The 26,817-nt window shown below is 63.1% G+C and carries 28 protein-coding genes and 1 tRNA gene; 17 read left to right on the forward strand and 12 right to left on the reverse strand.

The genetic code is table 11. From position 1 onward, the window contains the following. Nucleotides 1–183: 183 nt before the first annotated feature. Nucleotides 184–258: transfer RNA gene (locus tag DS839_RS09770), tRNA-Thr, on the reverse strand. 109 nt (nucleotides 259–367) lie between these two features. Here DS839_RS09770 and DS839_RS09775 point away from each other — a divergent pair. Next, on the forward strand, nucleotides 368–628 hold the full coding sequence (locus tag DS839_RS09775) for a metallothionein (RefSeq protein ID WP_119270124.1): 261 nt from the start codon (nucleotides 368–370) through the stop codon (nucleotides 626–628). Between the two features lie 20 nt (nucleotides 629–648). Here DS839_RS09775 and DS839_RS09780 read toward each other — a convergent pair whose 3' ends face one another. The 8 genes from DS839_RS09780 to DS839_RS09815 form a co-directional block, all read right to left on the reverse strand. Beyond that, nucleotides 649–2,841 carry an alpha-ketoacid dehydrogenase subunit alpha/beta gene (locus DS839_RS09780; protein WP_119270125.1) on the reverse strand — a complete coding sequence of 731 codons (2,193 nt, stop codon included), beginning with the start codon at nucleotides 2,839–2,841 and terminating at the stop codon, nucleotides 649–651. 14 nt (nucleotides 2,842–2,855) lie between these two features. Next, a complete protein-coding gene (locus DS839_RS09785; protein ID WP_119270126.1) occupies nucleotides 2,856–3,608 on the reverse strand; it encodes an SDR family NAD(P)-dependent oxidoreductase in 753 nt (250 codons plus the stop codon). Nucleotides 3,609–3,642: 34 nt separating this feature from the next. Continuing rightward, nucleotides 3,643–4,725: an ABC transporter ATP-binding protein gene (locus DS839_RS09790; protein ID WP_119270127.1), complete on the reverse strand. Its 1,083-nt coding sequence runs from the start codon at nucleotides 4,723–4,725 to the stop codon at nucleotides 3,643–3,645. Next, nucleotides 4,722–6,410 carry an ABC transporter permease subunit gene (locus DS839_RS09795; RefSeq protein WP_119270128.1) on the reverse strand — a complete coding sequence of 563 codons (1,689 nt, stop codon included), beginning with the start codon at nucleotides 6,408–6,410 and terminating at the stop codon, nucleotides 4,722–4,724. Before DS839_RS09795 ends, DS839_RS09790 begins: the two co-directional genes overlap by 4 nt. Nucleotides 6,411–6,454: 44 nt before the next feature. Continuing rightward, on the reverse strand, nucleotides 6,455–7,483 hold the full coding sequence (locus tag DS839_RS09800; protein WP_119270129.1) for an ABC transporter substrate-binding protein: 1,029 nt from the start codon (nucleotides 7,481–7,483) through the stop codon (nucleotides 6,455–6,457). 89 nt (nucleotides 7,484–7,572) lie between these two features. Further along, nucleotides 7,573–8,310, reverse strand: coding sequence for a FadR/GntR family transcriptional regulator (locus tag DS839_RS09805; protein ID WP_162918420.1), 738 nt, complete (start codon nucleotides 8,308–8,310; stop codon nucleotides 7,573–7,575). Nucleotides 8,311–8,316: 6 nt separating this feature from the next. Continuing rightward, entirely contained in the window at nucleotides 8,317–9,048 is a 732-nt protein-coding gene (locus DS839_RS09810; protein ID WP_119270131.1) for an SDR family NAD(P)-dependent oxidoreductase, read from the reverse strand. Between the two features lie 8 nt (nucleotides 9,049–9,056). Continuing rightward, entirely contained in the window at nucleotides 9,057–11,144 is a 2,088-nt protein-coding gene (locus DS839_RS09815) for an oxidoreductase (RefSeq protein WP_119270132.1), read from the reverse strand. A gap of 92 nt (nucleotides 11,145–11,236) precedes the next feature. On the opposite strand from DS839_RS09815, the gene DS839_RS09820 reads away from it, so the two are divergent. Then, a complete protein-coding gene (locus tag DS839_RS09820; RefSeq protein WP_119270133.1) occupies nucleotides 11,237–11,611 on the forward strand; it encodes a EutQ-related cupin domain-containing protein in 375 nt (124 codons plus the stop codon). Nucleotides 11,612–11,614: 3 nt separating this feature from the next. Here DS839_RS09820 and DS839_RS09825 read toward each other — a convergent pair whose 3' ends face one another. Then, nucleotides 11,615–12,193: a TetR/AcrR family transcriptional regulator gene (locus DS839_RS09825; protein WP_162918443.1), complete on the reverse strand. Its 579-nt coding sequence runs from the start codon at nucleotides 12,191–12,193 to the stop codon at nucleotides 11,615–11,617. On the opposite strand from DS839_RS09825, the gene DS839_RS09830 reads away from it, so the two are divergent. The 9 genes from DS839_RS09830 to yacG all read left to right on the forward strand — a co-directional run bounded on the left by DS839_RS09830 (nucleotide 12,156) and on the right by yacG (nucleotide 17,385). Further along, the gene (locus DS839_RS09830; protein WP_368911432.1) at nucleotides 12,156–13,187 is read left to right on the forward strand and encodes a shikimate dehydrogenase family protein; all 1,032 of its coding nucleotides are present in this window, start codon (nucleotides 12,156–12,158) and stop codon (nucleotides 13,185–13,187) included. The two genes, DS839_RS09825 and DS839_RS09830, sit on opposite strands and share 38 nt — an antisense overlap. A gap of 32 nt (nucleotides 13,188–13,219) precedes the next feature. Then, nucleotides 13,220–13,372: a hypothetical protein gene (locus DS839_RS36385; protein ID WP_162918421.1), complete on the forward strand. Its 153-nt coding sequence runs from the start codon at nucleotides 13,220–13,222 to the stop codon at nucleotides 13,370–13,372. A 133-nt stretch (nucleotides 13,373–13,505) separates the two neighbouring features. Beyond that, nucleotides 13,506–14,798: a UDP-N-acetylglucosamine 1-carboxyvinyltransferase gene (gene murA, locus DS839_RS09835; RefSeq protein ID WP_119270136.1), complete on the forward strand. Its 1,293-nt coding sequence runs from the start codon at nucleotides 13,506–13,508 to the stop codon at nucleotides 14,796–14,798. Nucleotides 14,799–14,807: 9 nt separating this feature from the next. Continuing rightward, a complete protein-coding gene (locus DS839_RS09840; RefSeq protein ID WP_119270137.1) occupies nucleotides 14,808–15,230 on the forward strand; it encodes a DUF2948 family protein in 423 nt (140 codons plus the stop codon). A 40-nt stretch (nucleotides 15,231–15,270) separates the two neighbouring features. After that, nucleotides 15,271–15,759, forward strand: coding sequence for a UPF0262 family protein (locus tag DS839_RS09845; protein WP_119270138.1), 489 nt, complete (start codon nucleotides 15,271–15,273; stop codon nucleotides 15,757–15,759). Nucleotides 15,760–15,768: 9 nt separating this feature from the next. Next, nucleotides 15,769–16,215, forward strand: coding sequence for an arsenate-mycothiol transferase ArsC (locus DS839_RS09850; protein WP_119270139.1), 447 nt, complete (start codon nucleotides 15,769–15,771; stop codon nucleotides 16,213–16,215). A 95-nt stretch (nucleotides 16,216–16,310) separates the two neighbouring features. Beyond that, nucleotides 16,311–16,529 (forward strand): translation initiation factor IF-1, encoded by a 219-nt coding sequence (infA, locus tag DS839_RS09855; RefSeq protein WP_111197504.1) that lies wholly within the window; start codon nucleotides 16,311–16,313, stop codon nucleotides 16,527–16,529. Between the two features lie 14 nt (nucleotides 16,530–16,543). After that, nucleotides 16,544–17,182 (forward strand): Maf family nucleotide pyrophosphatase, encoded by a 639-nt coding sequence (locus DS839_RS09860; protein ID WP_119270140.1) that lies wholly within the window; start codon nucleotides 16,544–16,546, stop codon nucleotides 17,180–17,182. After that, nucleotides 17,179–17,385: a DNA gyrase inhibitor YacG gene (yacG, locus tag DS839_RS09865; protein ID WP_119270141.1), complete on the forward strand. Its 207-nt coding sequence runs from the start codon at nucleotides 17,179–17,181 to the stop codon at nucleotides 17,383–17,385. The genes DS839_RS09860 and yacG overlap by 4 nt, the downstream gene beginning before the upstream one ends. Nucleotides 17,386–17,397: 12 nt before the next feature. Here the strand turns inward: yacG and DS839_RS09870 are convergent, their stop codons facing one another. Continuing rightward, nucleotides 17,398–18,765 (reverse strand): diguanylate cyclase, encoded by a 1,368-nt coding sequence (locus DS839_RS09870; RefSeq protein ID WP_162918422.1) that lies wholly within the window; start codon nucleotides 18,763–18,765, stop codon nucleotides 17,398–17,400. Between the two features lie 111 nt (nucleotides 18,766–18,876). Continuing rightward, a complete protein-coding gene (locus DS839_RS09875) occupies nucleotides 18,877–20,067 on the reverse strand; it encodes a fumarylacetoacetate hydrolase family protein (protein ID WP_119270357.1) in 1,191 nt (396 codons plus the stop codon). Nucleotides 20,068–20,214: 147 nt separating this feature from the next. Between DS839_RS09875 and DS839_RS09880 the strand changes: the two genes are divergently transcribed. From DS839_RS09880 to DS839_RS09905, 6 genes are read left to right on the forward strand one after another with little or no spacing between them, the layout of a single operon-like run. Next, a complete protein-coding gene (locus DS839_RS09880; RefSeq protein ID WP_119270143.1) occupies nucleotides 20,215–21,111 on the forward strand; it encodes a proline iminopeptidase-family hydrolase in 897 nt (298 codons plus the stop codon). A 25-nt stretch (nucleotides 21,112–21,136) separates the two neighbouring features. Then, on the forward strand, nucleotides 21,137–22,795 hold the full coding sequence (locus DS839_RS09885; RefSeq protein ID WP_119270144.1) for an ABC transporter substrate-binding protein: 1,659 nt from the start codon (nucleotides 21,137–21,139) through the stop codon (nucleotides 22,793–22,795). A 14-nt stretch (nucleotides 22,796–22,809) separates the two neighbouring features. Further along, nucleotides 22,810–23,823: an ABC transporter permease gene (locus DS839_RS09890; RefSeq protein ID WP_119270145.1), complete on the forward strand. Its 1,014-nt coding sequence runs from the start codon at nucleotides 22,810–22,812 to the stop codon at nucleotides 23,821–23,823. After that, a complete protein-coding gene (locus DS839_RS09895) occupies nucleotides 23,823–24,794 on the forward strand; it encodes an ABC transporter permease (protein ID WP_119270146.1) in 972 nt (323 codons plus the stop codon). The genes DS839_RS09890 and DS839_RS09895 overlap by 1 nt, the downstream gene beginning before the upstream one ends. Continuing rightward, the gene (locus DS839_RS09900) at nucleotides 24,794–25,747 is read left to right on the forward strand and encodes an ABC transporter ATP-binding protein (protein ID WP_162918423.1); all 954 of its coding nucleotides are present in this window, start codon (nucleotides 24,794–24,796) and stop codon (nucleotides 25,745–25,747) included. The genes DS839_RS09895 and DS839_RS09900 overlap by 1 nt, the downstream gene beginning before the upstream one ends. Continuing rightward, nucleotides 25,744–26,727 (forward strand): ABC transporter ATP-binding protein, encoded by a 984-nt coding sequence (locus tag DS839_RS09905; protein WP_119270148.1) that lies wholly within the window; start codon nucleotides 25,744–25,746, stop codon nucleotides 26,725–26,727. Before DS839_RS09900 ends, DS839_RS09905 begins: the two co-directional genes overlap by 4 nt. Nucleotides 26,728–26,817: the final 90 nt, after the last annotated feature.

The raw sequence follows: 26,817 nt of genomic DNA on the forward strand, positions 1-26,817 counted from the left end.
CAAGAAATCAGACAACCGCCGGGAATTCCTGAAGACCGTTCTTCCACGGTCGGCAAAGTGACGGTGAAGGTCAGGGGCTCGGGCGCTATCAGCGGAACCAGGATTCGCGCTCCGTTCGCACTTCAAAGGCGGGGGACAAGGGAACGCGCTCAACGAAAAAGCGCTGATTTGCTTGGGAAATGATGGTGCTGCCAGACAGGATCGAACTGTCGACCTCTCCCTTACCAAGGGAGTGCTCTACCACTGAGCTACGGCAGCGCCGGGGGAGGCTTATGACGCCTAAAGCGGGTCGGATCAAGGGGTTTTGGGAACCCTTTGCTTTCCCGGGCCATTATCCCGTCCAAGGGGCGGAAAAACGAGGTGTGTCATGGCCAAATGCGATGTCTGCGGCAATGATTACGATAAATCCTTCAAGGTCACGCAAGCCGGCCGCAGCATGACCTTCGACAGCTTCGAATGCGCCATTCAGGCCATGGCGCCGCATTGCGATCATTGCGACTGCCGCATCATCGGCCACGGTCTGGAGACCGGCGACGGCCGGATGTTCTGCTGCGCCCATTGTGCCAAGGAAGCCGGCATCACCGCCCTCAAGGACCGCACCGCCGAGACCGTGGCGGCCGGTCCCTGACCCCACGGAGAAGTATCTTCCTAGACCGGGTTCGGCCAATGGCCGCTTTCGCGCAAGACGCGCTCCAGAGCCGGCTTGATGTCCGATGTACCGGCAATGGCCGCCGATTCGAGGATCTTGGAGATGCTGGGCGCCGCCTCGCCGCCATGCACGCGCTGGACCGGCTGGTCGAGCCAGTCGAAATAGCGCCGATGAATTTCATCGGCCAGCAGCCCGCCATAGGAGGTTCCGAGCGCCCCCTGCTCGACGATCAGGACCTTGTTGGTCTTCCTGACCGACATGCCGATCGTCTCCCAATCGATGCTGGCCCGATCGAGGCTGCGCAGATCGATGACCTCGGCATCGATGGCGAGCTCGCTCACGAGATCGACGGTTTTCCTCACCATGGCCGAGTAGGTGAGAACCGTCATCATCTCGCCGGCGCGAATCACCTTGGCCTTGCCGAAAGGAATGAAATAATCGAGATCGTCGGCCGGCGCCGGGCCTTTGCTGCCATAGAGATCGACATGCTCGATCACCAGCACCGGATCCCGGCTCAGAAGCGCCGTGTTCATCAGGCCGACATAGTCGAAGGGCGTCGCGGGTGCCACGATCCGCCATCCGGGCGAGGTCGCGAATATGCCGGCCGGATCCATGGAATGCTGCGAGCCATAGCCGGTGCCCATGGCGATCTTCGTCCGCAAGACCAAGGGCACGGCGATATTGCCGCCAAACATATGGCGGGCCTTGCCGATCTGGTTGAACACCTGGTCGGCGGCGACCCAGACGAAATCGGGATACATGAATTCGACGATAGGCCTGAAGCGTCCATCCATCGCCATGCCGCCGGCAAGGCCGGCAAAGGCCGCTTCGCAAATAGGCGTGCCCAGCACACGGCCGGGGAACTCGTCCGCCAGCCCCTTGGTGGCACCATTGGTGCCGCCTCTCAGCCGGTGGATATCCTCGCCGAGAAGGATGATGCCCTTGTCGCTCTGCATGCGCGCGCCGAGTGTCCGGGCGATCACATCGACGAACTTCGCTTCCACGTCGATCGCACCCTGGAACGTCTCGAGCTCCTCGGTTCGCATACCCTCGAGCTCGCTCTGGTCGCTCCTGATCCCGACATCGCGAAATGCCTTGTCCGGCCATAGGCCTGAGCGGATGCTGCGCTTGCCCGCTGCTTCCTCGGTCAGCTCATCGGCGATCTCAGCCATCAGAACCTGGCATTGCCGGCGCAGCGTTTCGACCGCAGCTTCGCCGATCAACTGCCGCCTCTGCATTTCCTCGGCCACCCGATGCAAGGGGTCGCGCTCGCGCCACTGCGCCTCCTCGTCCTTGCTGCGATAGCCGAAGGCGCTGCCCGGCAGGGGCCCGTTCTGGTGGAAATAGCGATAGACCTCGACCTCGATGATGGTCGGGCCTTCACCCCGCCGCATGATCGAAGCCGCCTCCTCCGTCGCCAGATAGACCGCCAGAGGATCCATCCCGTCGACGCGGAAGGACGGTATCGCGAAGGCCGCACCCCGCGACGACAGCCTGGGCTCGGCGGTCACCTCGGCAACCTTGGTCGCGACCGCATAGCCGTTGTTTTCGATGAAGAAGCACACCGGCAGCTTCCACGCCGCCGCCAGGTTCATCGATTCGAGGACCGAGCCGATATTGATCGCGCCGTCGCCGAAATGCGTAAAAGCCACATTGTCGGTTCCGGCCATCTTATGGGCGAAGGCGGCACCGAGAGCGAGCGGCGCGCCGCCGCCGACGATGGCGTTGGTGCCGAGATTGCCGGCAGCTTCCCAGCGCAGATGCATCGAGCCGCCGCGGCCGCCGCAGAAGCCGATCGAAAGCCCGAGAATTTCACCCAGGCTCTTGCGCACAAGACCGCGGACGTCTTCGGAAAAGGCGCTCGTGGTCGCAAAGCCCTCGGGCTGCAGATAGCTCAGCGCCTTGAGCAGGAATTGATGATGGCCACGATGCGAGCCATTGATCTGATCGCCGGACTTGAGCGCCCACATGGCGCCGGCCGCACCGCCTTCCTGGCCAATGGCCGAATGCGCCGGCCCATGGACAAGGCCGAGCCCGGCGAGATCAAGCACCTTCTCCTCGAAGGCCCGAACCAGATGCATCGAGACCAGCATGCTGGCGAGGAGCTGGGGCGAGGCCGCCGCCCAGTCCGCTGGTTCCGTGCGGATTTCCTGCCAGGCGCTTCTGGGGAGGAGAACGTCAAAGATCGCCATGGTTGCCGACCGCTCTAGGCCGCGAGGAAGCCGCCATCGACCGGCAGCACGGTGCCGGTGATGAAGCTGGACATCTCGGAAGAGAGGAAGACGACGGGTCCGACGATCTCGTTCACTTCGCCGATCCGTTTCATCATCACCCGGTTGAGGAACCAGTCTGCGCCATTGGGGCGGGACAACTGCGCCCGCGCCATGTCGGTCATCATGATCCCGGGCGCGACCGCATTGACCCTGACGCCATGCTCGGCAAGATCGCGCGCCAGCACCTGGGTCAGGGAGCGGATGGCGCCCTTGGAGACCACATAGCCCGCGGTCGATGCGCCGCTGACGAAGGCGACGACGGAAGCGATGTTCACGACCGCTCCCCTCGACGATTTCAACGCCGGAACGAAGGCGCGCACCACATTGAAGGCGCCGTTGAGATTGACCGCCATGACGCGGTCCCAGACATCGTCGACCGCCGGATCGTCGATCGCCGCCCGGCCCGCAATACCGGCATTGTTGATGAGGATATCGAGATTGCCGTAGCGCGCCGTGATCTCGTCGGCCGCCGCATAAGCGGCCTTGCGGTCGGTCACGTCGATTTGCGCCGCATGCGCCTCGCCGCCGCGGCTCCTGATCTCATGGGCTATGGTCTCGGCGGCCTCGGCATTGCGGTCGCTGCAGATCACCTTAGCACCTTCGCGGGCAAGCCCATGCGCGATCGCCGCGCCAAGCCCGTGCGCCGATCCGGTCACCAAGGCGAGCTTCGTCGTCAGAAGTCCCATCGCGATCCCGCTTCCGTCATTGGCCCCTCTCGACTCAAGCGGCACGGATGAGCTTCGCGTCATTTGGGCTCCATCCGACGAACACTTCCGCGCCTCTTTCGATGTTGCTGTATTGGCCTGAGACTTCGCGGGCGATCAGGTCGTCGCCGCCTTGCAGCGTCTTCAGGATGACCTTCCGGGACGATCCCAGATAGACGATGTCGGTGACGGTGGCGGCGAGGCCATTGCCGGAGGCTGTCCCGTTCCTGCCCGACAGGCGCATGCTTTCCGGCCGCACCAGGAGCGCGATCTCCATCTCCCCCGGCAGGCCGGTCGATTGCACATCGAGCACCTGATCATGGCGCGAGACGAAGGCGCCCGATCGTCTTTGCCCGTGAATGATGTTCGATTCGCCAAGAAACCGCGCCACGAACAGATTGGCGGGATCGGAATAGAGCACCTCGGGCGTGCCGACTTGCTCGATCCGGCCGTCGCGGAAAACCGCGATCTGGTCGGAGAGCGCCAAGGCCTCCTCCTGGTCATGAGTGACATAGATGAACGTGCTGCCGACATCACGATGCAGACGGCTCAGCTCGAGCTGGAGCTCTTCCCTGAGCTTTCGGTCGAGCGCGCCCAGCGGCTCGTCCATGAGCAGCACGGGCGGCTCATAGACGATGGCGCGCGCCACCGCGACGCGCTGCTGCTGCCCGCCGCTGAGCTGTTGCGGATGCTTCTTCTCGAAGCCCTCGAGATGCACCCGCTTGATCGTGTTCCCGACCTTTATCTTGACCTGGTCTTCCGACATCCGCCGGCGGCGCAAGGGATAGGCGATGTTCTCGAAGACGCTGAGATGGGGAAACAAGGCATAATGCTGAAAGACCATGCCGAGCTGGCGCTTGTTGGGCGGCAGATCGGAAACGTCCTTGGTGTCAATCCGCACTGACCCGACGGTCTGCCGGATGAAGCCGGCGATCATGTTCAAGGTCGTCGTCTTGCCCGAGCCGCTGGGCCCGAGGAACGTCATGAAGCAGCCCGCTTTGATGTTCAAATTCACGTCGAGGACGGCCGCCTCGCCATCATGGAAGCGCTTGGTGAGGTTGCCGAGATCGACACGGGCTCCGTGCTGGCTGGATGTCATGGCGAGCGCCTCAGGAAATAGGTGGAACAGAACAGCGCCGTGGTGACGAAGACGACCACGGTCGATGCCGCCGCGATCGTGGGATCGACCTCGGCGGTGACGGAAAGATACATCTGCACCGGGAGCGTCCGAGTGTCGGGCCCCTGCAGGAAGAGCGTGTAGACGATCTCGTCGAAAGAAGTGACGAAGGCGAACACCATGCCGGTGATCACGCCGGGCAGGATGAGCGGCAAGGTCACGGTCCTGATCGTCTCGGCGCTGGAGGCGCCGAGCGATGACGCCGCCATTTCGAGCCTTGTGTCGAAGCTCTTGAGCACCGAGCTGACGGTGATCAGCACGAAAGGCAGCCCCAGCACCGCATGCGCGAGGATGAGGCCGGTGAACGTCTCGGAGAGACTGAGCCTGAGGAAGAAGACATAGGCGGCGACGGCGCCGACGATGCCGGGCAGCACGATCGGCGTCAAAAGGACGGCATAGGCCGCCTGACACCAGCGGGACGTGGAACGCGTCAGCCCATAGGCGGCGGCACTGCCGAAGACGGCGGCGAGCGTCGCCGAGCAGATGCCGATGACGAGCGAATTGCGCAGGCTCGCCGACCACACCGGATCGGTGAAGAAGTGGATGAAATAACGCAAGGAGTATTCGCTGGGCGGGAATTCGAAGCTCGGCCGCCCGGTGAAGGCCAGCAAGGTGACGACCGGAACGGGCAGAAAGAGGATGAGTCCAACCACCGCGGTGTGCAGCCGCAACGGCCATGGCAGTTTCTGCCCGGCGCGCGAGCCGGTTTCGGCGCCATAGCCGCCGATCATGTTGCCCGAGGACAGGAACCGCGCGGTCAGAACGAGGATGATGGCGACGGCGAAAGCCAGAATGAAGCTGCCGGCGCCGGCGAGGTTGAACGCGAGAAGGCGGTTCACCTGCACACCGATATAGGGTGCGATCATGGCTTCGCGCGGCGAACCGAGGAGCATCGGCGTGACATAGAAGCCGAGCGACATGATGAAGACGATGGTCGCCCCGCCGATGATGCCGGGAAGCGTCAAAGGCAGATAGACCGAGCGCAGCGCGGTCAAGCGCGAGGCGCCGAGCGATTCCGCGGCAAGCACCAGGCGACGATCGACACCGATCATCGAATTGTAGAGCGGCAGGACCATGAACGGCAGGAGCAGTTGCGTCATCCCGATGGTGACGCCAAGCTCGGTGCGGATCAGGGGCAGCCGCCCCAGGCCGAGCGCGTCCAGCATGTTGTTGATGACGCCATTGTCCGACAGCAGGATGACCCAGGCGAAGGTCCGTGCCATCAGGCTGGTCCACAAGGGCAACAGGACCAGGATGGTGAGCAGCAGCCATGTGTGGCGCTTAGCGAGCGTCATGGCATAGGCGTAAGGGTAACCCAAGAGCAAGGTCACGCCGGTGACGATCGTCGCCATCTTGAGCGTGCGCAGGAAAGCGCGCTGGAATCCCGCCCGCGACAGGAGCTCCGCATAATTGCCGAAGCCCGGCACGGGATCGGTAAGGCTCATGAACAGGAGCCAGCCGAGCGGCAGGATGGTCACCAGCAGGAGCAGAAGGAAGGCCGGCAGCGCCAGGACCTCGCGCCCGGCGGTCAGCCGGGTCTTCCACCTGGTGCGGCGCCTCGACCAATCCCCTGCTCCCACCAGACTCTGCTCCACGGCCAACCTCATTCAAGGCGCCATCGGCGTTTGCACCGATGACGCTTCTGTCTCTGCTATTTGGAGGACACCCAATCGGTGAAGCGCTTCGTCGCTTCCTCCTGGTTCTTGGCATACCAGGCCTGGTCGACGACGATCAGCTCATCGGCATGGCCGGGCGTGGTGATGAGGAACTGCTTGAGCACATCATTGGCGTTGGGCGTGGCCTGGTCATTGACCGGCGCATAGCCGACGAAGTCGGTTATCTTGCTTTGCGCCTCGGGGCTGATCGCTTCGGCGATCATCTTCATGCCGGTCTCGCGATGCTTGCTGCCTTTCGGCACCATAAGCACATCATAGGTGGCCAAGGGCTGCGTCCATACGGGTTTGAATTTGGCGCCGTTCTTGACGGCATTATAGGCACGGCCCGACCAGGAGACGACCATATCGACCTCGCCCCGTTCCATCATCTCCTGCATCTGCGCGCCGGTGTCGAAGAACACGAGGCTCGATCCGAGCGTATCGAGCTTCTTGAAGGCGCGGTCGTAATCGAGCGGGAAAAGCTGGTCGGGAGCGACGCCGTCGGCGAGCAAGGGGACCTCCAGCGTTCCCGCCCAGGCGGCATTGTACATCGCCCGCTTGCCGGGGAATTTCTCGGTGTCGAAGAAATCGCCCCAGGTCTTCGGCGGATTGTCTCCGTATTTCTCCGTGTTGTAGACTAGGAGGAAGGCGTACTGGAAGATCGGGACGGCGCAGTCGGATACCATCTTCTTCGGCAGATGGCTGACATCGACGACCGCCGTGTCGATCTTCTCGGCATAGGTGCCGCAGGAGCCGACCGGGAAGAACGGATCGGAATGGAAGACATCCCAGGTCACCCGGTCGGCGTCGACCATGGCTTTGATCTTCGCATAATTGCCGTCCATGACGTCCTGTTTCACGCCGACGCCGGTCCGTTGCGCGAAAGGTTCGATCATCACCTTGGTGAACATCTCCTGGCTCGCTCCGCCCCAGCCGACGAACGTGATCTCCTCCGCAGCGAGGCTCGCGCTCATTCCGCCCGCCAGGGCAAACGCTATCGTACTGGCCGCCAAAAATCGCTTCATCGTCTCTCTCCCTGTCGTTTTTGTTTCATACTTCCGAGTATCATGAAAGCATTGCGGCGATTTTCTGTCAACAGTCACGCGGTCTGTGATCAGGTTTTTTGCGGCTTTGCCGCCTCGCGATAGCGCTTGAGGCGCTCGGCGGAATTGCGCAGGTGGATGGCCGCGGCGGCGCGCGCGGCTTCCGGGTCGCGCCGTTCGATCGCATCATAGATAGCCTGATGCTCGGCCAGGACGTCGACCATCAGCCCGGCATAGCGCGCCGTATTGGCGCGCGCGGTGCGAATCAGCCGCCGCACCTCGTCTTCGAGAAATCTTCCGAAGCGCACGATGTGGCGGTTATGGCTGGCGCGGAGGATCTCATAGTGGAACTGCATGTCCTCATCGCTGCCCGAGCGCTGCTCGGCAACGGCATCCTTGAGGTCGTCGAGCGACATCTTGATCCGCTTGAGCTCGCCCGCCGTTCGCCGGCCGGCCGCCAGTGCCGTGTATTCGCTCTCGACCGAAATCAGGAACTCGATGAGCTGGGCGAGATCGTCGCGATCCTCGAAATCAGGATGCAGCCGGAAGCCCGGATGGTTGCGGGCCACCAGACGGCCATTGCGGCTCGCGACCACCAGGCCTTCGGCGCGCAGGATGTTCAAGCCGTCACGCACGGCTTTCAGACCGACGCCGAATTTCGTCGCGAGATCGCGGTCCTCCGGCAGGAGGCTGCCCGCTTTCACCCGTCCCGATTCAATGTCGCGGCGTAAAGCCACGGCGATGTGATCGGGCAGCGTGCTTGATTTCGGAAGCTTGGATCGACGGGTCACTGTCTCGGGCCTTTTCATCAGCACTCAACCTGCCATATGGAGACCGCCATTTACATGCAAAACTTCGCCGGTGATGAAGCTGGCGGCGGGGCTGCTCAAGAACAGAACCGCTTGCGCCACTTCGTCGGCCGTTCCCAGCCGATGGAGCGGCGTGTCCGAGACGAGGCGGGAAAGCTGGTCATCCGCCAATTGCCTGATCATCCTGGTGTCGATGAGCCCCGGCGAGACGGCATTGACGCGTATGCCTGGCGCCAGCTCGCGCGCGAGGCTGCGGGTCAAGGCCAGGACACCGCCTTTCGCCGCGGCATATTGCGCGTGCTCGAAGCTGCCGCGATGCGCCGCCATCGAGGCGACATTCACGATGCTGCCCGGCGAGCGCAAATGGGGATGAAGGGCCTTGAGCGTCAGGAAGACGCCGTCGAGATTCACCGAGATGCCGGCATCCCAGGTTTCCGGCCGCATCGCCCCGAACGGCGCGTGCTGATAGAGCCCGGCAGACGTCACGACGACATCGAAGCCGCCGAACGCAGCCGCGCCCTTGGCCGCGACATTCGTGGCGTCATCGAGCCTGGTCACGTCCTGGCGGAGGGCGATGATCCGGGCGGAAGCCTGAGCCTTGACCTCGGCGATGGCCGAGGGATCGAGATCCGTCAGCACGAGATTGGCGCCTGCTTGCGCGAAGCGCCGGGCGATCGCCATGCCGATCTCGCCGCCGGCGCCGGTGACGAGAACGGTCTTGCCGCTGAAATCCGCCATGCCGTCACTCACGGATCGGTCTTCTGCACTTCGCGCTTGACCATGATGCTCTCCGGGCTCTCGTCGAGCTGGCGTGCAAATTTGTGACCGGAATAGACCGACTGGGCTATGGTCGAGGGCGACAGGCAGTCGCCGATCCGGGTCAGCGATTTCAGTTGCGGCGGTACCTTCTCGTCGGACCCGACGAGTTCCCGATAGAGCCGGTCATCGGGGATGCGCGACGTCACCGGGATGAAGATCCTGGCTTCGATCTCCCGCCGCCGTCCCGTGAAGATGCATTCTGCCGTCACCGATCCATCGCCGATCGCCATGATGTCGGTATTGGGGACGATCTCTATCCCCGACTTGAGCAACCGCTCCTGGATGAAGCCCTGATCGCCGGTGAACATCGTCCAGCTCGAGGCCAGCGCCGCGGCGGTGACGAGCGTGACCGCATGTCCCTGCTTGACCAGCACTTCGGCAAGCGAGCCCCCCATGAAATAGTGATCATCATCGAAGATGACGACTGGTCCTGGCACCTCGGCGCCGTTCATGATGTCGTCGGGCGACATCACCACGCTCCTTTCATGTCGCGGCAAGGGAAAGGCATGGCGCCGGCCGACACCGTCGGCGCGCCACTGCGCGCCGGTGGCAAGGGCGACATGATCGAAACCGAATTCCAGGACCTGCCCGGCTGTGAGCTCGCTGTCCAGGAAGATCTCCACATTCGGCTGCTTCTGCACTTGCGACAATCGGTAATCGCGCACCCTGATCCATTCGCCGAGGCCTGGCAGCTTGGTGACTTTCAGCAAATGGCCGCCGAGCTCGCGGGAGGATTCGGCGAGCGTCACGGCATAGCCGCGCTTGCCGAGCGCCTGCGCCGCCTCGAGCCCGGCCGGTCCCGATCCTACGATGAGAACGCTGCTCGCCGAACGTGCGATGTTCATCCGTTCCGGATGCCAGCCGCGCCGCCACTCCTCCATCATCGTCGGATTCTGCGTGCATCGCACCGGCGTCACCATGAATTGGCTGGCGATACAGATGTTGCAGCCGATGCATTCGCGGATGTCTTCAGGCCTGCCTTCCTTGATCTTGTTGGGAAGAAATGGATCGGCGATCGACGGCCGGGCGGCGCCGATGAAATCGACCAGGCCACGCTTGACCAGCGACACCATGGTGTCGGGCGAAGTCAGGCGCCCGACCGACACGACCGGCTTGCTCGACACTTTGCGCACATGCGCAAGCCACGGTTCCATCCAGTTCTCCTCGGCGAAACGCGATGTCGGCCAGTCGATATAGCCGACCGTCAGGTCCCAGAGATCGGGAAGCTCGGCGAGCAATTCCATGGCATCGCGGGCCTCTTCCTTGCTCATGCCGCGGTCGGCAATGACTTCGTCGAGCGAGAACCTTATGGCGACCGCGCCGTCATCGCCGATTTCCTCGCGGGTCTCCTCGAGGATCTCGCGGATGAGCCGCGTGCGGTTTTCGAGGCTGCCGCCATATTCGTCGGTCCTCTGGTTGGTGCGCGGCGAAAGGAAATCATGCAGGATGCTGACGCCATGGGCGACGTAGAGATAGACGATATCGAAACCCGCCTGCCTGGCGCGGCGCACGCCCTGCCGGTGCCAGCTGCGGATTTCCTTGATCTCGGCCTTCGACACGGTACGTGAATGCGACGGGAAATCACCAAGCGGCGATGGCCTCGATGTCGGGCTGTAGGCGATCTCGCGACTGTCCCGGTTATGCGTATAGGCGCCCGTGAGTACGGTCTCGCAGCCGGCAAGCGAGCCGTGGCGGTGCACGGCATCGACCATCAGCGCATTCGCCCTGACATCATCGTCATTCCACAGCCTGGCATGTCCCGTCGGCGAAGGATCGCCCGCCGGATGGACCGAACAGAACTCGGTGCACACGACCGCCCAGCCGCCTTCCGCCTTCACGCCGCGCATGCCGGCGACCGTATTGGGATAGCGATAGCCGGCACCGTTGCAGTGCGGGACCTGATAGAACCGATTCCGGGCGATAAGCGGACCGATCTTCACCGGCTCGAACAGGATGTCGTAACGCGGATCGCGTCTCGCTTCGTGCTTCGGCTTGAGGGCGGCTTCGACATCCATTCGGCAGACTCCCGGCGTTCGATTGACCAATATCATACTCGGTAGTATGTACATCCCGCAAGCGTCAACATGAAGGAAAATGGAGAAGCTGGATGAGCGTCACCCTGTATCGCCGAGCCGAGGTCGATTTCACCCTCGTGGACCCCGCAGCGACGCCTGATGGCGAATATGCGCTGGCCCGGCTGATCGGCGTGAAGCAGAGCGCGACACTGGGCGGCGGGCTTGTGAAATTCGACAATTGCTCCATCGAATGGACGCTCCTCTACGACGAGATTCTGGTCGTGCTCTCCGGGCGGTTCCGGCTGCGCTATGGCGAGCAGCTGGAAAATACCGTGGAAGCGGGTCCGGGCGACGTCCTCTGGCTCCCCAACAAGACCCGCCTCGCTTATGAGGGAGAGAAGGCGGAGCTGTTCTTCGCCGTCTATCCGGGCAACTGGCGCACACTCAATGGCTATCCGGAGGTTTGAAACTCACTCCTTGTGCTTCTTCCATCCGGGCTTGGGCTCGAGCCCGAAGATCAATTGATTGACCACCGCTTCCGCGATGAACAGCCGATCGACATCCATTTCATTCGCCTTCGGGCGATACCAGTTGGAGACCGAGTCCAATCCGCCGATGAGTGTCTTGGTGGCGATCTCGACGCTCGGCACCAGCAGGCTTCCCTCGCGTGTGCATTCCTCGATGACGTGGGCGAACAGATGCTCGTAGCCCGCCCTGAGATTGGTCAATTGCCGCAAGGCGCTCCGTTGCTGCGGCGTCAGTGCCCGGTCGACATGCACATCGACCGCCTGCTTGATCACATGATGGTAGGACAGCGTGCGCATCAGGAGGAGCGTATGGGCGATCGCCATCGCCTTGAGACGGGCGAGCGGCGCGAGCCCGCTGCGGGCATGCGGCTGGACGGTGTCGCGGGCAAGCTCGATGCCTCTCTGATAGACGGCGAAGAACAGATCGATCTTGGATTTGAACTTGTAATAGATGAGGCCCTTGGTGGAATTCAGCCGCTCGGCGATGTCGTCGATCGTGGCGGCGTCGAATCCCGATTCCATGAAGCAGTCGGCGGCGGCGTCCAGTATTTCGATAATTCGATCGGAAGAGTCTTCGCGGCCGTTGGCATTGCCCCCTCGCCCGCCAGAACTTCTGCGTCCCCGCATTCCGCCTCGCTCATCTTGCCGACTGAACATACGACTGCGTATCATTACAATTAGGCCAATGAAAAGTCATCACCCAACCGGGACCATAAGCGGCGCGACCACGCTCGTCGGCATCCTCGCCGATCCGATCGCCCATATTCAAACGCCGCAGCGCCTGAACGCGTGGTTCAGGGACGAGGGCTGCGATGCCGTTCTCGTTCCGATGCATGTAACGGCGAACGACCTCGAGCGCCTGGTTGAAGGCGCGCGAAGGATCCAGAATCTCGGCGGCCTCATCGTGACGGTGCCGCACAAGGAATCGATGACCCGGCTGTGCGATCGGCTCGGCGAGGAGGCTGCGATGACGGGAGCCGTGAATGCCGTTCAGCGAATGCCCGACGGGCGGCTGCTGGGTGAAAACTTCGATGGCAAGGGCTTCGTCGGTGGCTTGCGAGGCAGAGGAATCGATCCCAAAGGCCATGACGTGCTGCTGGCAGGTGCCGGCGGCGCGGCGCGCGCGATCGGATTTGCGCTGGCGCGGGAAAGGATTGGCTCGCTCGTCATTGCCAATCGCAATCGGGATCGGGCGCAGGAGCTTGCCGATTCGATCCACAGGAATTTTCCGCAGCTGCCGATTGCCGCCACCCGTGACGAGGCGCCAGGGCCATTCTCCCTGATCGTGAATGCCACCACTCTCGGCATGAAGGAAAGCGATGAAATACCCGTGGCGGAAAGCCTGCTGCGGCCAGGCATGGTGGTGGCGGAAGCGGTCATGAAGCCGGCCCGGACGAAGTTGCTCGACAAGGCCGAACGTCATGGCTGCCACGTCCATGAGGGTCGCCACATGCTTGAAGCGCAAATCGAGCTGCTCGGCCGGTTTGTGCTGGGCAGCCGGCAATCCCAATCTTGACCGTGGGGCGTGCCCGACCCCATAGCTTCCTCATGGCCAAGCCGCCGCCCAAAATCACGAAGCCCGCCAGCCGCGCCGAGCGCCTCGCCGAGGCGCTCAGGGCCAATCTGAAGCGCCGCAAGGCCCAGGCCAGGAGCCGGGCCGACACCAAGACCCCGCCGGAACGGCCGAAGCCCCGCGGTTAACCAGGGTTCCCGTCAGGATTTGCCGCAGAGGTAAACAATGACGATGATTGCCCTGACCCTGCCATTATGCTTGTTAAACTTGATCTAGGGCCATAGCTGCCCTTAGGGGAATTTTTCAGGGGAAATCGCACGCATGGATCGCATCCGCATCAGGGGCGGCAATACGCTCAACGGCACCATTCATATCAGCGGCGCCAAGAATGCCGCTTTGCCCCTGATGATCGCAGCTCTCCTGACCGAGGACACGCTCACGCTACATCGCGTGCCGCGCCTCGCCGATGTGCGCCTCCTCCAGCGTATCCTGGGCAATCACGGCGTCGACATCACCGTTGCCGGCAAGAGGTCCGGCCAGAACGGCCGTGACGGCGAAACCTTGCGCATTTCCGCCAAGGTCATCGCCGATACGACCGCCCCTTACGAGCTCGTCTCCAAGATGCGGGCGAGCTTCTGGGTGCTGGCCCCCCTCCTCGCCCGCTGCGGCGAGGCCAAGGTCTCGTTGCCGGGCGGCTGCGCCATCGGCACCCGTCCCGTCGACCTGCACATCCTCGCCATGGAGAAGCTCGGCGCCGAGATCGCGATCGATGCGGGCTATGTCGTCGCCAGGGCCCCCAAGGGCCTGAAGGGCGGCCATATCGCTTTTCCGAAAGTGTCGGTGGGCGCCACCCATGCCGCCCTGATGGGGGCGGTCACCGCCAAGGGCGACACGGTCATCGAGAATGCCGCGCGCGAGCCCGAGATCGGCGATGTCGCCCAGTGCTTGGTGAAGATGGGCGCCGTTATCGAGGGCATCGGCTCGTCCACCCTCAAGATCAAGGGCGTTCCGCGCCTCCACGGCGCCGAGCATGCCGTGATCGCCGACCGCATCGAGGCCGGCACCTATGCGATGGCCGCCGCGATGACGGGGGGCGTCGTCAAGCTCGCCGGCGCCCGCATCGACACGCTGGACGAGGTGATGACCGTGATGCGCTCGTCGGGCGTCGATGTCGAAGCCGCTAATGACGGCCTCAAGGTGAAGCGCAACGGCTCAGGCCTCGCCCCCATCAAGGTCGAGACCGAGCCCTATCCGGGCTTCCCGACCGACCTCCAGGCCCAGCTCATGGCGCTCACCACCAGGGCCCGCGGCACGTCGATCATCCGCGAGACGATCTTCGAGAACCGCTTCATGCATGTGCAGGAGCTCGCCCGGCTCGGCGCCGACATCCAGCTCCATGGCGACACCGCCGAGATCCGCGGCGTCGACAGGCTGACCGGCGCCCAGGTGATGGCGACCGATCTGCGGGCTTCGGTATCGCTCGTCATCGCCGCCCTGGTCGCCGAAGGCGAGACGACGCTCCACCGCGTCTATCATCTCGACCGCGGTTTCGAGACGCTCGAGGACAAGCTCAAGGCCTGTGGCGCCGATATCGAGCGCCTGTCCAGCCATTGATAGAACGCCATGTCGAAGCTCAAGCTGAGCGCCCTTGATCCGGCCGATCTCGAGATCATTTCCGCCCACATGCAGGATGCGGTCATGACCATTGGCGATATCCGCTACCTGAAGCAGGAGCGCAAATTCGCCCTCATCGCCAACCGCTTCCTGTGGCAGACGGAGAAGCCGCCTTACGAGCGCCGCCGCGCCGGCCTGTCTTTCGACCGCGTTATCGAAGCGAAATCGCAGCGCATCCGCCAGGGCGCGAACGATGCCGTGCTCGAGCTCCTGGCGATCTCCTTCGTCCCCGGCGAGGAGCCGTCCGGCACGGTCGTGCTTGCTTTCGCAGGTGGCGGCCAGATCAATCTCGAGGTCGAATGCATCGAAGCGCGCCTCGAGGATTTGGGTCCCGCCTGGACGACCCCCAACCTCCCCTCGCATGACCGCTGATCCTCGCTTTCGGAACTGATCTCGCCTAATTTGCCGAATTATGACCGGGTCAGATCAAGCACGCCGCAACCGCCTGTCCGCCGTCGAGATCGATGAGAGCATCGGCTCGGGGCTCAGCGCCGACGTCGATCACGAGCGCCGGGTGGCCATCTACGACCTGATCGAAGACAACAGATTCACCGTGATCGGCCATCAGGCCGGTCCGTATCGGCTGCAGCTCTCGGCCGCCGACAACCGCATCATCTTCGACATCTGGAGTGAAGGCGAGGAGCGCGTGTCGATGATCGGTCTTTCGCTGTCGCCCTTCCGGCGCATCGTGAAGGACTATTTCATGATCTGCGAGAGCTACTACAAGGCGATCCGCACCGCGACGCCGAGCCAGATCGAGACCATCGATATGGCGCGCCGGGGCCTTCACAACGAGGGCAGCGATCTCCTCAAGGAGCGTCTCGAGGGCAAGGTCGAGGTCGATCAGGCGACATCGCGCCGGCTCTTCACCTTGCTCTGCGTCCTGCACTGGCGGGGTTGAGCGCGACAGATGACGGCGGATCTTCCCGGGGCCTTGCTCTTCGCCTGTACGCACAATGTCATCCGCTCGCCCATGGCGGCGGCCATTGCCAGGCATTTCTACGGCAAGCGGGCCTTCATCGCCTCTTGCGGGGTGAGGCCCGGCGAGCCCGATCCTTTCGTCGCCTCCGTCATGGATGAGATCGGCATCGATTTGCGCAAGCATCGTCCGCAGGGCTTTGCCGATCTCGAGGATTCGAGCTTCGACGTCGTCGTCTCGCTGTCGCCCGAGGCGCATCACCGGGCGCTCGAAATGACCCGCACCATGGCGATCGAGGCGGAATACTGGCCGACCTTCGACCCCTCGGCGACCGTCGGCAGCCGCGAGCAGATCCTTGATTCCTATCGCGATGTCCGCGACGGGCTGATGCGGCGCATCAGGGCCCGATTCGGCGCGCTCGGCGCTCGCGGTGTATGATCTGATTCGGCGTTTTCCGCCCGCCAACCGCAAGCTTGATTTTGCCGGGCAACCGGTTCATGGGTAGCGCCACCGCAAACCAGCCAGGGAACCATATGGCGAAGGAAGAATTGCTTGAATTCGAGGGCACGGTCACCGAGCTCCTGCCCAATGCTACATTCCGTGTGAAGCTCGACAACAATCATGAAATCATCGCCCATACCGCCGGCAAGATGCGCAAGAACCGCATCCGGGTCCTGGCCGGCGACCGCGTGATGGTTGAAATGACGCCCTATGACCTGACCAAGGGCCGCATCAACTACCGCTTCAAGTAGGGGGCCCAGGCGGCATGACGGACGCTCGTGTCAAGCTTGTGCTGGCCAGCGCCTCGCCGCGCCGGCTGGCGTTGCTCGAACAGGTCGGCCTCAAGCCCGACCTCCTGATGCCTGCCGACATCGACGAGACACCGCTCAAGCGCGAGACGCCGCGCCGGCTCGCCATCAGGCTTGCCAATGAGAAGGCGCGCACCGCCGGCGAAACGCTCCTCGTCAAGAAGCTCGGCAACAAGACCTTCATCCTCGCCGCCGATACCGTGGTCGGCCTAGGCCGGCGCATCCTGCCCAAGTCCGAGACCGCCGATGAGGCGGAAGCCTGCTTGTGGCTGCTCTCCGGCCGCTCGCACTGGGTCTATTCCGCCGTGACGCTGCTGGCGCCCGGCGGGCGGTCCTGGCGGCGCTGCTCGGAGACCAAGGTACGCTTCAAGCGCTTCTCGCGCGAGGATGTCGAGAGCTATCTCAAATCGGGCGAATGGCGCGGCAAGGCCGGCGGTTATGCCATCCAGGGTCGGGCCGAATCATTCGTGCGTTCGCTCAGCGGCTCCCATTCCGGCGTGGTCGGCCTGCCGCTCTATGAGGCGATCCACCTGTTGCAGGGTGCTGGCTACCCCGTGCATTACACTTGGGCAACCGCGCCGCTCAGCGGCGTATGACCGGCGAAACGCATCCCGTTCGCTTGCGGCCCAGGCGCCCCTGCCCGCTTTGCGGCAAGCCTTCGCAGCAGAAATATCATCCCTTCTGCTCGGCGCGCTGTGCTGATGTCGACCTCAACCGCTGGCTCGGCGGCCACTATGCCGTGCCGGCCGAGGAAGAGCCCGATCCGGGCGATGAGCCGCCGCCGGAGAAAGAGCCCTAACCCGGTACTCGGCTAATGTATGTTGAGCCATTTCGACGGGTGCGGAAAGCTGCCACGCGCTACCGTCTTGTGCTTCGGATTGTGGATGATCACTTGCCCGCGGCCTGAGTTCTTGGCGAGGTAGCATGCCTGGTCGGCCTCATGCAGAATGTCCTCAAGGCAGGCAGAGGCGTCGGTGATCATGGTGGCGCCGATGCTGGCGCCGATGCGGAAGAGCTGAGTCTCCCAGCGGAACTCGATATTGCCGATGGCATGCGCAATTTCGCTGGCGGTCCTTTCCGCCTCGCTCACCGTGCAGTCGCGAATGAGCACGGCGAACTCATCGCCGCCGAGGCGCGCCGGCACGTCCTTGCTCGAGCAGCTGAGCGCGATGATCTTGGCGACATGGGAGAGCAGCGCATCGCCGGCGGCATGCCCGCCGCGGTCGTTCACCAGCTTGAAACGATCGAGGTCGATGAAGCACAAGGCGTGCACCCGCCCTTCCTCGCGCGCCTCGACCAGGGCGACCGCCAGCTTCTCGATGAAGGCGCCGCGATTGGGCAGGCCCGTCAGCCCGTCATGCAGCGCGGAGCGCGCGACCTTTCGGCGATCCGCATTGATCTTGGTCAGGTCGTTGAAGACGGTGATCGAGCCCAGTATCCCCTCGGCCGTCCTCACCGGCGCCGCCGAGAGGCCGATATCGAATGCATCGCCCGTCCGGCTCAACAGGATCGTTCCGGCCTCGACGGTCAGCGCCCGGCGCTCCTCCATGCATTGATCGATCAGGTTGACGGGCGGCCTGCCGGACCGCTCGTCGATGAGATTGAAGACTTCCGCCGCCGCGCGGCCGGTGGCTTCGGCGACGGTCCAGCCGGTAAGCCTCTCGGCGACCGGATTCATGAAGGTGATCAGCGACTGGGTATCGGTGCAGATGACCGCATCGCCGATCGAATTCAGCGTGATGTTGAGACGCTCCTTTTCCAGAGCCATTTGCTTCAGAGGCGTGACATCGGTGATCAGATAGGCGAGCAGCGGCGGCTCGTCCCTCTCTCGGTCGCGGAACAGCGATATCGACCCTTTAGTCCATACCAAGCGCCCGTCTTCGCGCATATAGCGGCGCTCGAAGTCGAGACCCTTGGCTTCGTCTTTCATGAGCAGGCGGCGATCATCGCCGGCAGCTTCGCGGTCGTCGGGATGGAGGATTTCGTCAGCCTTGCGCGCGATGAGTTCAGCTCTCGCGCGCCCAAGCATCCGGCAACAGGCGTCATTGGCAAAGACGATTTGCCCGTCCAGCGCGACCAGCAGTACACTGATCAATCCATTTTCGAGAATGCGCGTCAGAACCGTGTCACGGTCGAGACGGCCAAGCACATCCGTCAATATCCGGTCAGGCCTTGCCATGGCCCGCTTATCGTAGGGGATATTTAAGACTTCCTCTAGGGCGGACATGCCGCACTGCAAATTTTCCCTGCGCGTAAAAGACGATTAAAATCTGTTCAATTCAACCTTTGTTCACCCTAACAGTCCGCGTTTCGCCAGATTACGCATCAGATGGCTGACGCCGAACGTCCAGGGCGGGCATTCATGGCTGCGCCGCATGCGATTGGTGAGGCTGCCGAGCTTCTCGGCGGCGATGGTGACGATATCGCCGTCCTTGTGGGTGAAGCCTTTGCCCTTGGTGTCGCGGTCTTCGACCGGCGCGAACATAGTGCCGAGGAAGAGCACGAAACCGTCCGGATACTGATGATGCTTGCCGATGGTCTGGCCGACGATGTCGGCCGGATCGCGGCTGATCATGGCAAGCGACGATGATCCCTTGAGGGTGAAGCCCTCTTCTCCCTCGACCACCAGGGTGACGTTCGCCTGGCGAACATCATCGAGGCTGAAGCCCTCATCGAAGAAGCGCAAAAAGGGTCCGACCGCGCAGGACGCATTGTTGTCCTTGGCCTTGGAGAGGAGAAGAGCGGAGCGCCCTTCCACATCGCGCAGATTGATGTCGTTGCCGAGCGTCGCGCCGACGATTCTGCCGGTCGATGCGACCGCGAGCACGATCTCGGGCTCGGGATTGTTCCAGGTCGAGATGGCATGGAGCCCGCCATCGGCGCCGGTGCCGACCGACGACATGACTTGCGCCTTGGTGAAGACCTCGGCATCGGGACCGATGCCCACTTCGAGATACTGGCTCCAGGCGCCTTGCGCGATCAGCGTCTCCTTAAGCTGCATCGCTTGCGGCGAGCCGGGCTTCAGCTTCCTGAGATCGTCGCCGACGAGCGCTTTGACTGTTTTGCGGATCTCCGCCGCGGCGTTGTAGTCTCCACGCGCGCGTTCCTCGATGACGCGTTCCAGCATGGATATGGCGAAAGTGACGCCGGCCGCCTTGATCGCCTGGAGGTCGATCGGCGCCAGGAGCCACGGCTCCGCTGTCTTGCGCGCATCGGCCGGCGTATTGGCGAGGATGGTTTTGAGCTTGCCGACCGGCTCGCCTTTGGCCGCCTTCAGAGCCTTTGCCGGTTCGGGCGCCTCGCACAGATCGCGCATGGTCGGAAATTCGCCGCTCACATCGAATAACTCGTCACCGCGAAGCGTAACGACAGATGGTCCTGCAAGCTCCGGCCGCCACAAGCGGCCGGCCAAGGTGGCGCTGTCGTAATCGACAGGCAGGACATTTTCCGGTTTCAGATGATCTTTGAGGGCGAGGGTCATGTGATCGAAGAGCAGCCTTTGTTTGAATGTCGGGCATTGTGCATATTTGCCAGACAAAAGAAACAATGTCGCATATGGTCTGAACTGCCGACCATTGCCACGTGATGGAAACCGCTATAGCGTCGCCGGACCGGGGAGACCGCTTGCATGCGCATATATACCAAGGACGGCTACGCACCTTTTCGCGATTATGTAACCTGGTACCGCATAACGGGTGACCCGTCCTCGGCCAAGCCGCCCGTGGTCATTCTCCATGGCGGGCCGGGTGCTGCGCATGATTATGTCGACGCCTACAAGCTCCTCGCCCGTCATGGCCGCCAGGTCATCCATTACGATCAGCTGGGTTGCGGCAAGTCCACGCTTCTGCCCGACAAGGGCGCCGACTTCTGGACGCCTCAGCTTTTCGTCGCCGAGCTCAACAGCCTGATCGATCATCTGGGCATTCGCTCCGCCTATCACGTGCTGGGCCAGAGCTGGGGCGGCATGCTCGGCGCCGAATTCGGCATCACGCGGCCTTCCGGACTCAAATCCCTGACCATCGCCAATTCACCGGCGTCGATGGAGCTGTGGGTTTCGGAAGCCAACCGGCTGCGCGGCGAGATGCCGGAGAAGATCCGTTCCGCCCTCGACCGGCATGAGAAAGCGGGAACCGTCACCGATCCCGAATATCTTGCCGCCACCATGGCCTTCTACGAGCGCCATGTCTGCCGCGTCGTCCCGTTCCCGCCGGAAGTGGCGCGGACTTTCGATCAGGTTGCCCGCAACCCGACCGTCTACAACACCATGAACGGCCCCAACGAGTTCTTCGTGATCGGCAGCCTCAAGAACTGGAGCGTCATCGACAAAGTGCATGCGATCAACGTGCCGACGCTTTTGATCTCGGGCCGCTATGACGAGGCGACGCCCAAGGTGGTGCAGCCCTTCGCCGACAACATCAAGGGCGCGCGCTGGGAAATCTTCGAGAAATCGAGCCACATGCCGCATGTGGAAGAAACCGGGAAATGCATGAAGACCGTCGCGGAATTCCTCGACGAGAACGACTAGAAACCAAACCCTAGGGAGACGTCCAATGAAGAAATGGTTGCTGGCAGGCGCCGCGGCCCTGCTTTTGACTGCAATGAGCGGCACATCCTTTGCCGAGTATAAAGCCGAGCATCGCGGCGGCACGATCCGTCTTCTCGCCAAATCTGCCGGCGGGTCGCTCGATCCGCATATCAACTACACTTTGCAATACTGGAGCCTCTATCAGCCGACCTATGACGGCCTCGTCACCTTCAAGAAGGCGGCGGGCGAGGAAGGCTTCAAGATCGTCGCCGATATCGCCGAAGAGCTGCCGGTGCCCGAGAACAGCGGCAAGACCTATGTGTTCAAGATCCGCAAAGGCATCAAATTCTCCGACGGCCGCGAGCTTGGCGTGAAGGATGTCGTCGCCTCCTTGCAGCGCATCTTCAAAGTCTCGAGCCCGACCTCGGGCTCCTTTTTCGCCGTCATCGTCGGCGCCGACAAGTGCCTGGCCGATCCCGCCAACTGCACGCTCGAAGGCGGCGTGATCGGCGACGAGGCGAAGGGCACGGTCACCATCAACCTCAACCAGCCGGATGCCGAGTTCTTCCAAAAGCTGGGTCTTCCGCATGCGGTGATCCTGCCGGCCGATGCGCCGACGAAAGATGCGGGCACCGAGATCATTCCCGGCACCGGGCCTTACATGTTCACCTCTTACGATCCCAACAAGGCCCTGGTCATGGAGCGTAATCCGCATTTCAAGGTGTGGAGCGAAGAGGCCCAGCCCGACGGCTATCCCGACAAGGTCCAGTATGATTTCGGGCTGAGCGAGGAAGCCGCGGTGACCGCCATCCAGAATGGCGAGGCCGACTGGCTGTTCGATGAAATCCCCGCTGACCGCCTGGGCGAGATCGGCACCAAGAACAAGGACCAGGTGCATGTGACGCCGCTCACCGCCTGGTGGTATCTGCCGATGAACACCAGGCTCGCCCCGTTCGACAACGAAAAGGCGCGCCAGGCCGTGTCCTATGCCATCGACCGCAACGCGCTGGTCAAGATCTTCGGCGGCCCGGTGCTCGCTTCACCCGTGTGCCAGGTCCTGCCCCCGGGCTTCCCCGGGCATGAGCCCTATTGCCCCTTCACCAAGGACCCGGGAACCAAATGGTCGGCGCCCGACATGGATAAGGCCAAGAAGCTGGTCGAGGAATCGGGCACCAAGGGCCAGAAGGTGACGATCATCGCCGAGGACAAGGCAATATCGAAGTCGATCGGCGTCTATTTGCAGAGTGTTCTGAATGAGCTCGGCTATCAGGCGGAGGTCAAGCCGATCTCGGCCAATATCCAGTTCACCTACATCCAGAACACCAACAACAAGGTGCAGATGTCGATCACCCAGTGGTACCAGGACTATCCTGCGGCCTCCGACTTCCTCTATGTGCTGTTCGGCTGCGAGAGCTTCCACGAAGGCTCCGATTCATCCGTCAACATCGCGGGCTTCTGCGACAAGGAGATCAACGACAAGATGAAGAAGGCGCTCGATCTCGGCGTCGAGGATCCGGCGGCCGCCAACAAGATGTGGGCCGAGATCGACAAGGCGGTGACCGACAAGGCGCCGGCTGCGGGCCTGTTCACGCCGAAGCATCTCGATTTCGTCTCCAAGCGCGTCGGCAATTTCCAGTTCAACTCGCAATATTACTGGATGGTGACGCAGTCCTGGGTGCAGTGATCCAGGATTGATTTATGACCGACGCGGTTGCGTCCGTGCGTTTTAGCCGTGGCCCCTGGGCCACGGCTCTGCGCAAGCTCTCGCGCGACAATGCCGCCATGGTCTGTCTCGCGGTTTTCTGCCTCATCGTCGTGCTCTGCCTCCTGGCGCCGGCCTACGCGTCCTTCGCCGATACCGATCCCTTCCGCTCGACGCTTGACGCCACCGTCGAGATCAACGGCCAGCAAGTGCCGGTGATGGAGCAGTCGACCGAAGGCTTGGGGCTAGGCTACACCCCGATCGGTCCCACCTGGCAAATCGGCAGCTACTTCCTCGGCGCCGACAATCAGGGCCGCGATGTCATGGCGCGGCTGCTTTATGGCGGGCGCAACTCGCTCCTGATCGCCGGCGCCTCCACCATCATCACGCTTGTCGTCGCCACGATCGTCGGGCTCGTCGCCGGCTTCTTCGGCGGCATCACCGACACGATCCTGTCGCGCATCCTCGATGTGCTCTGGGCCTTCCCGGTCTATCTTCTGGCGATCTCGCTCTCGATCGTGCTCATCGCCCACGGCATCGATCTCGGCCTCATCGTGCTCGAGGCGGGCAGCCTGTGGCTGCCGATCTTCATCATCGGCATCGTCTACATTCCCTACATAGCGCGCCCGATCCGCGGCCAGGTCCTGGCTTTGCGGCAGAGCGAGTTTGTCCTCGCCGCCATCGGCCTCGGCGTGCCCGAGCACCGCATCCTCTTGCGCGACATCCTGCCCAATGTGTCGACGACGCTCATCGTCTTCGCGCCCTTGATGCTCGCCATCAACATGCTGACCGAATCGGCGTTGTCCTTCCTGTCGATCGGCGTGCAGCCGCCCGATGCGAGCTGGGGCACCATCATCCAGGACGGCCAGGGCCTCCTCTATACGCGTCCCATGGTGGCGCTGGCACCCGGCATCGCCATCGCGCTCACCGTGCTCGTCCTCAATGTGCTGGGCGACGGGCTTCGCGATGCGCTCGACCCGCGCTCCAAGGTCAGGCTCGGGGGCGACTGATGCTGCTCGCCCTCATCCGCCGCTTCGGCCAGATGGTCTTCGTGATGTTCGGCATCAGCGTGCTGGTCTTCCTGATCTTCTTCGTGACGCCCGGAGCCGATCCCGCCTCTCGCATCGCCGGCCGCAACGCCTCGCCCGAGACCCTGGAGGCGGTGCGCAAGAGCTTCGGTTTCGATCAGCCGATCTGGGTCCAGTATTTGACCATGATGAAGAAGATATTCGTCACCCAGGACTTGACCTCCTTCGTCAATCGCGGCTGGAAGGTCGTGCCGGCGGTCTTCGACACCATCCCGGTGACGCTATCGCTGGTGATCGGCGCCGCGGTCCTCTGGGTCGTCTTCGGCATGCTGGTCGGCATCCTCGCCGCGGCGACGCGCGGCAGCATCATCGACAAGGGCCTCATGGCCTTCGGCCTCATCGGTTGCGCCATGCCGGTCTTTTGGCTGGGCGAGGTCATGAATCTCATCACCCAGAGCCGCTATCACGATACCTGGCTGTTCTCCTGGGTGCCGCCGCTCGGCTACAAGCCCTTGAGCCAGGATCCCGAGGGCTGGTTCCTGACGCTCGTCATCCCGTGGATCACGCTCGCCATCCTTTATATCGGCCTCTATGGCCGCGTCCTCAGGGCCAATCTCATCGAGGCGATGCAGGAGGATTATATCCGCACCGCGCGCGCCAAGGGCCTGTCGGAGACGCGCATCCTCCTGCGCCATGCCTTGCGCACCTCGCTCATCAGCTTCGTCACCCTGTTCGGCCTCGATTTCGGCGCCCTGGTCGGCGGCGCCGCCCTTCTGACCGAGGTCGTCTTCGGGCTGCAGGGTGTCGGCAAGCTCACTTATGACGGGCTGCAGAATCTCGATCTGCCGATCATCATGACGACCGTCATCTATGCGTCCTTCTTCGTCGTGCTCGCCAATGCGCTGGTCGACATCGTCTATATCGTGCTCGATCCACGCGTGAGGTCGGCCTGATGCTCGAGGTCAGGGATCTCAAGATCTCCTTCCGCACCGAGCATGGCCGCGTGCGCGCCGTCGACGGCGTCTCCTTCGACGTGGCGGAGAGCGAGATATTGGGCGTCGTGGGTGAATCGGGATCCGGCAAGACGATCTCGCTCATGGCCGTCATGGGCCTGATCAACGATCCCAATGCGGTGATCGAGGGCTCGATCAAGTTCCGCGGCCGCGAGCTCTTAGGGCTGAAACCGCGCGAGATGCGTTCGCTCCGCGGCCGCGAGATCGCGATGATCTTCCAGGATCCGATGACCGCGATGACACCGGTCTACACGATCGGCTGGCAGATCGCCGAGCAGATCATGGCGCATGAGAAGATTGGAAGGAAAGCCGCTCAAGCCCGCGCGATCGACCTCCTGGCGGAAGTGAATATCCCGAAGCCTAAGGAAGCCATCCACCGCTATCCGCACCAGCTTTCCGGCGGCATGCGTCAGCGCGCCGTCATCGCCATGGCGCTCTCCTGCAATCCGGCCCTCCTCATCGCCGACGAGCCGACGACGGCGCTCGACGTCACGGTGCAGGCCCAGATCCTCGACCTCATCCGCAAATTGCGCCGCGACCATAAATCGGCCGTCGTCTTCATCACGCACGACATGGGCGTGATCGCCGAGATGGCCGATCGCGTGATGGTGATGTATTCGGGCCGCATCGTCGAGCGCGGCACCAAGCCCGAGATCCTGCTCGAGCCCCGCCATCCCTACACCAAGGCGCTGCTCGATTCGATTCCGCCGCTCGAGGGTGAGAAGCCGCGGCGTCTCAGGTCCATTCCGGGATCGCCGCCTTCCCTCTTCAACCTGCCCAAGGGCTGCTCCTTCGCGCCGCGTTGCCCGTCGCGCTTCGAGCGCTGCGGCGAGAAGCCGGCGCTGGAAGGCGGCGCCCATGCCGCGGCCTGCTTCCTGAAGGCCGCCCCATGACCGGGGCCCCGCTGCTCGAGACCCGCAACCTGTCGAAGGAGTTCCTTATCGGCAGCCGCTTCTCCGCGCTCGGCATTCGCACCGTCCATGCCGTCGACAATGTCTCGCTCAAGATCATGCCCGGCGAAACCGTGGGGCTGGTGGGCGAGTCGGGCTGCGGCAAGTCCACGCTCGGGCGCTGCATGGTGCGCCTCTATGACATAACCGAGGGCGAGCTCTATTTCGAAGGCGTCGACATCTCGCACAAGAGCCTGCGCGAGATGCGGCCTTTGCGCCGGCGGATGCAGATGGTGTTCCAGGACCCTTACGCTTCGCTCAACCCGCGAAGGCGGGTACGCGATCTCGTCGCCGAGCCGTTGCGCGTCCATCTGCGCCTGAGCGAGCGGGAGATCCGAGAGCGCGTCGCGAGACTTCTCGACGTCGTCGGCCTCCTGCCCGATCACATGGAGCGTTTCCCGCATGAATTCTCCGGCGGCCAGCGCCAGCGCATCGGCATTGCGCGTTCCATTGCCCTCGAGCCGAGCCTCATCGTCGCGGATGAGCCGGTCTCGGCGCTCGATGTCTCGGTGCAGGCGCAGATCGTCAATCTGCTTGCCGATCTCCAGGAGCGCCTGAGCCTGACCTATGTCTTCATCGCCCATGATCTGAGCGTCGTGCGCCAGGTATCGACGCGCATCGCCGTCATGTATCTGGGCTCGATCGTCGAGCTTGGGCAGGCCGGCGACATCTTCGCCAAGCCGAGCCATCCCTATACCCAGGCCTTGATTTCGGCGGTGCCGCAACCGGATATGAAGAAAGCGGGCCAGCGCAAGCGCATCGTGCTGACGGGCGACGTTCCGAGCCCCATCGATCCCCCGCAAGGCTGCCGCTTCCATCCGCGCTGCATCTACGCGACCGACAAATGCCGCAACGAGCGCCCGGCTCTCTTACCCCTCGCCTCCGGCCGCACCGTCGCCTGCCACTATCCGCTGAACGTCTGAATTCTCCCTCCCGCTTGCGGGTACGCCCGGAGGGCGGGGGTGGGGTCTTCCCGCTGGAGAGAGCCCCACCCGGCGCTTCGCGCCACCCTC

The organism is Taklimakanibacter deserti (assembly GCA_003574785.1).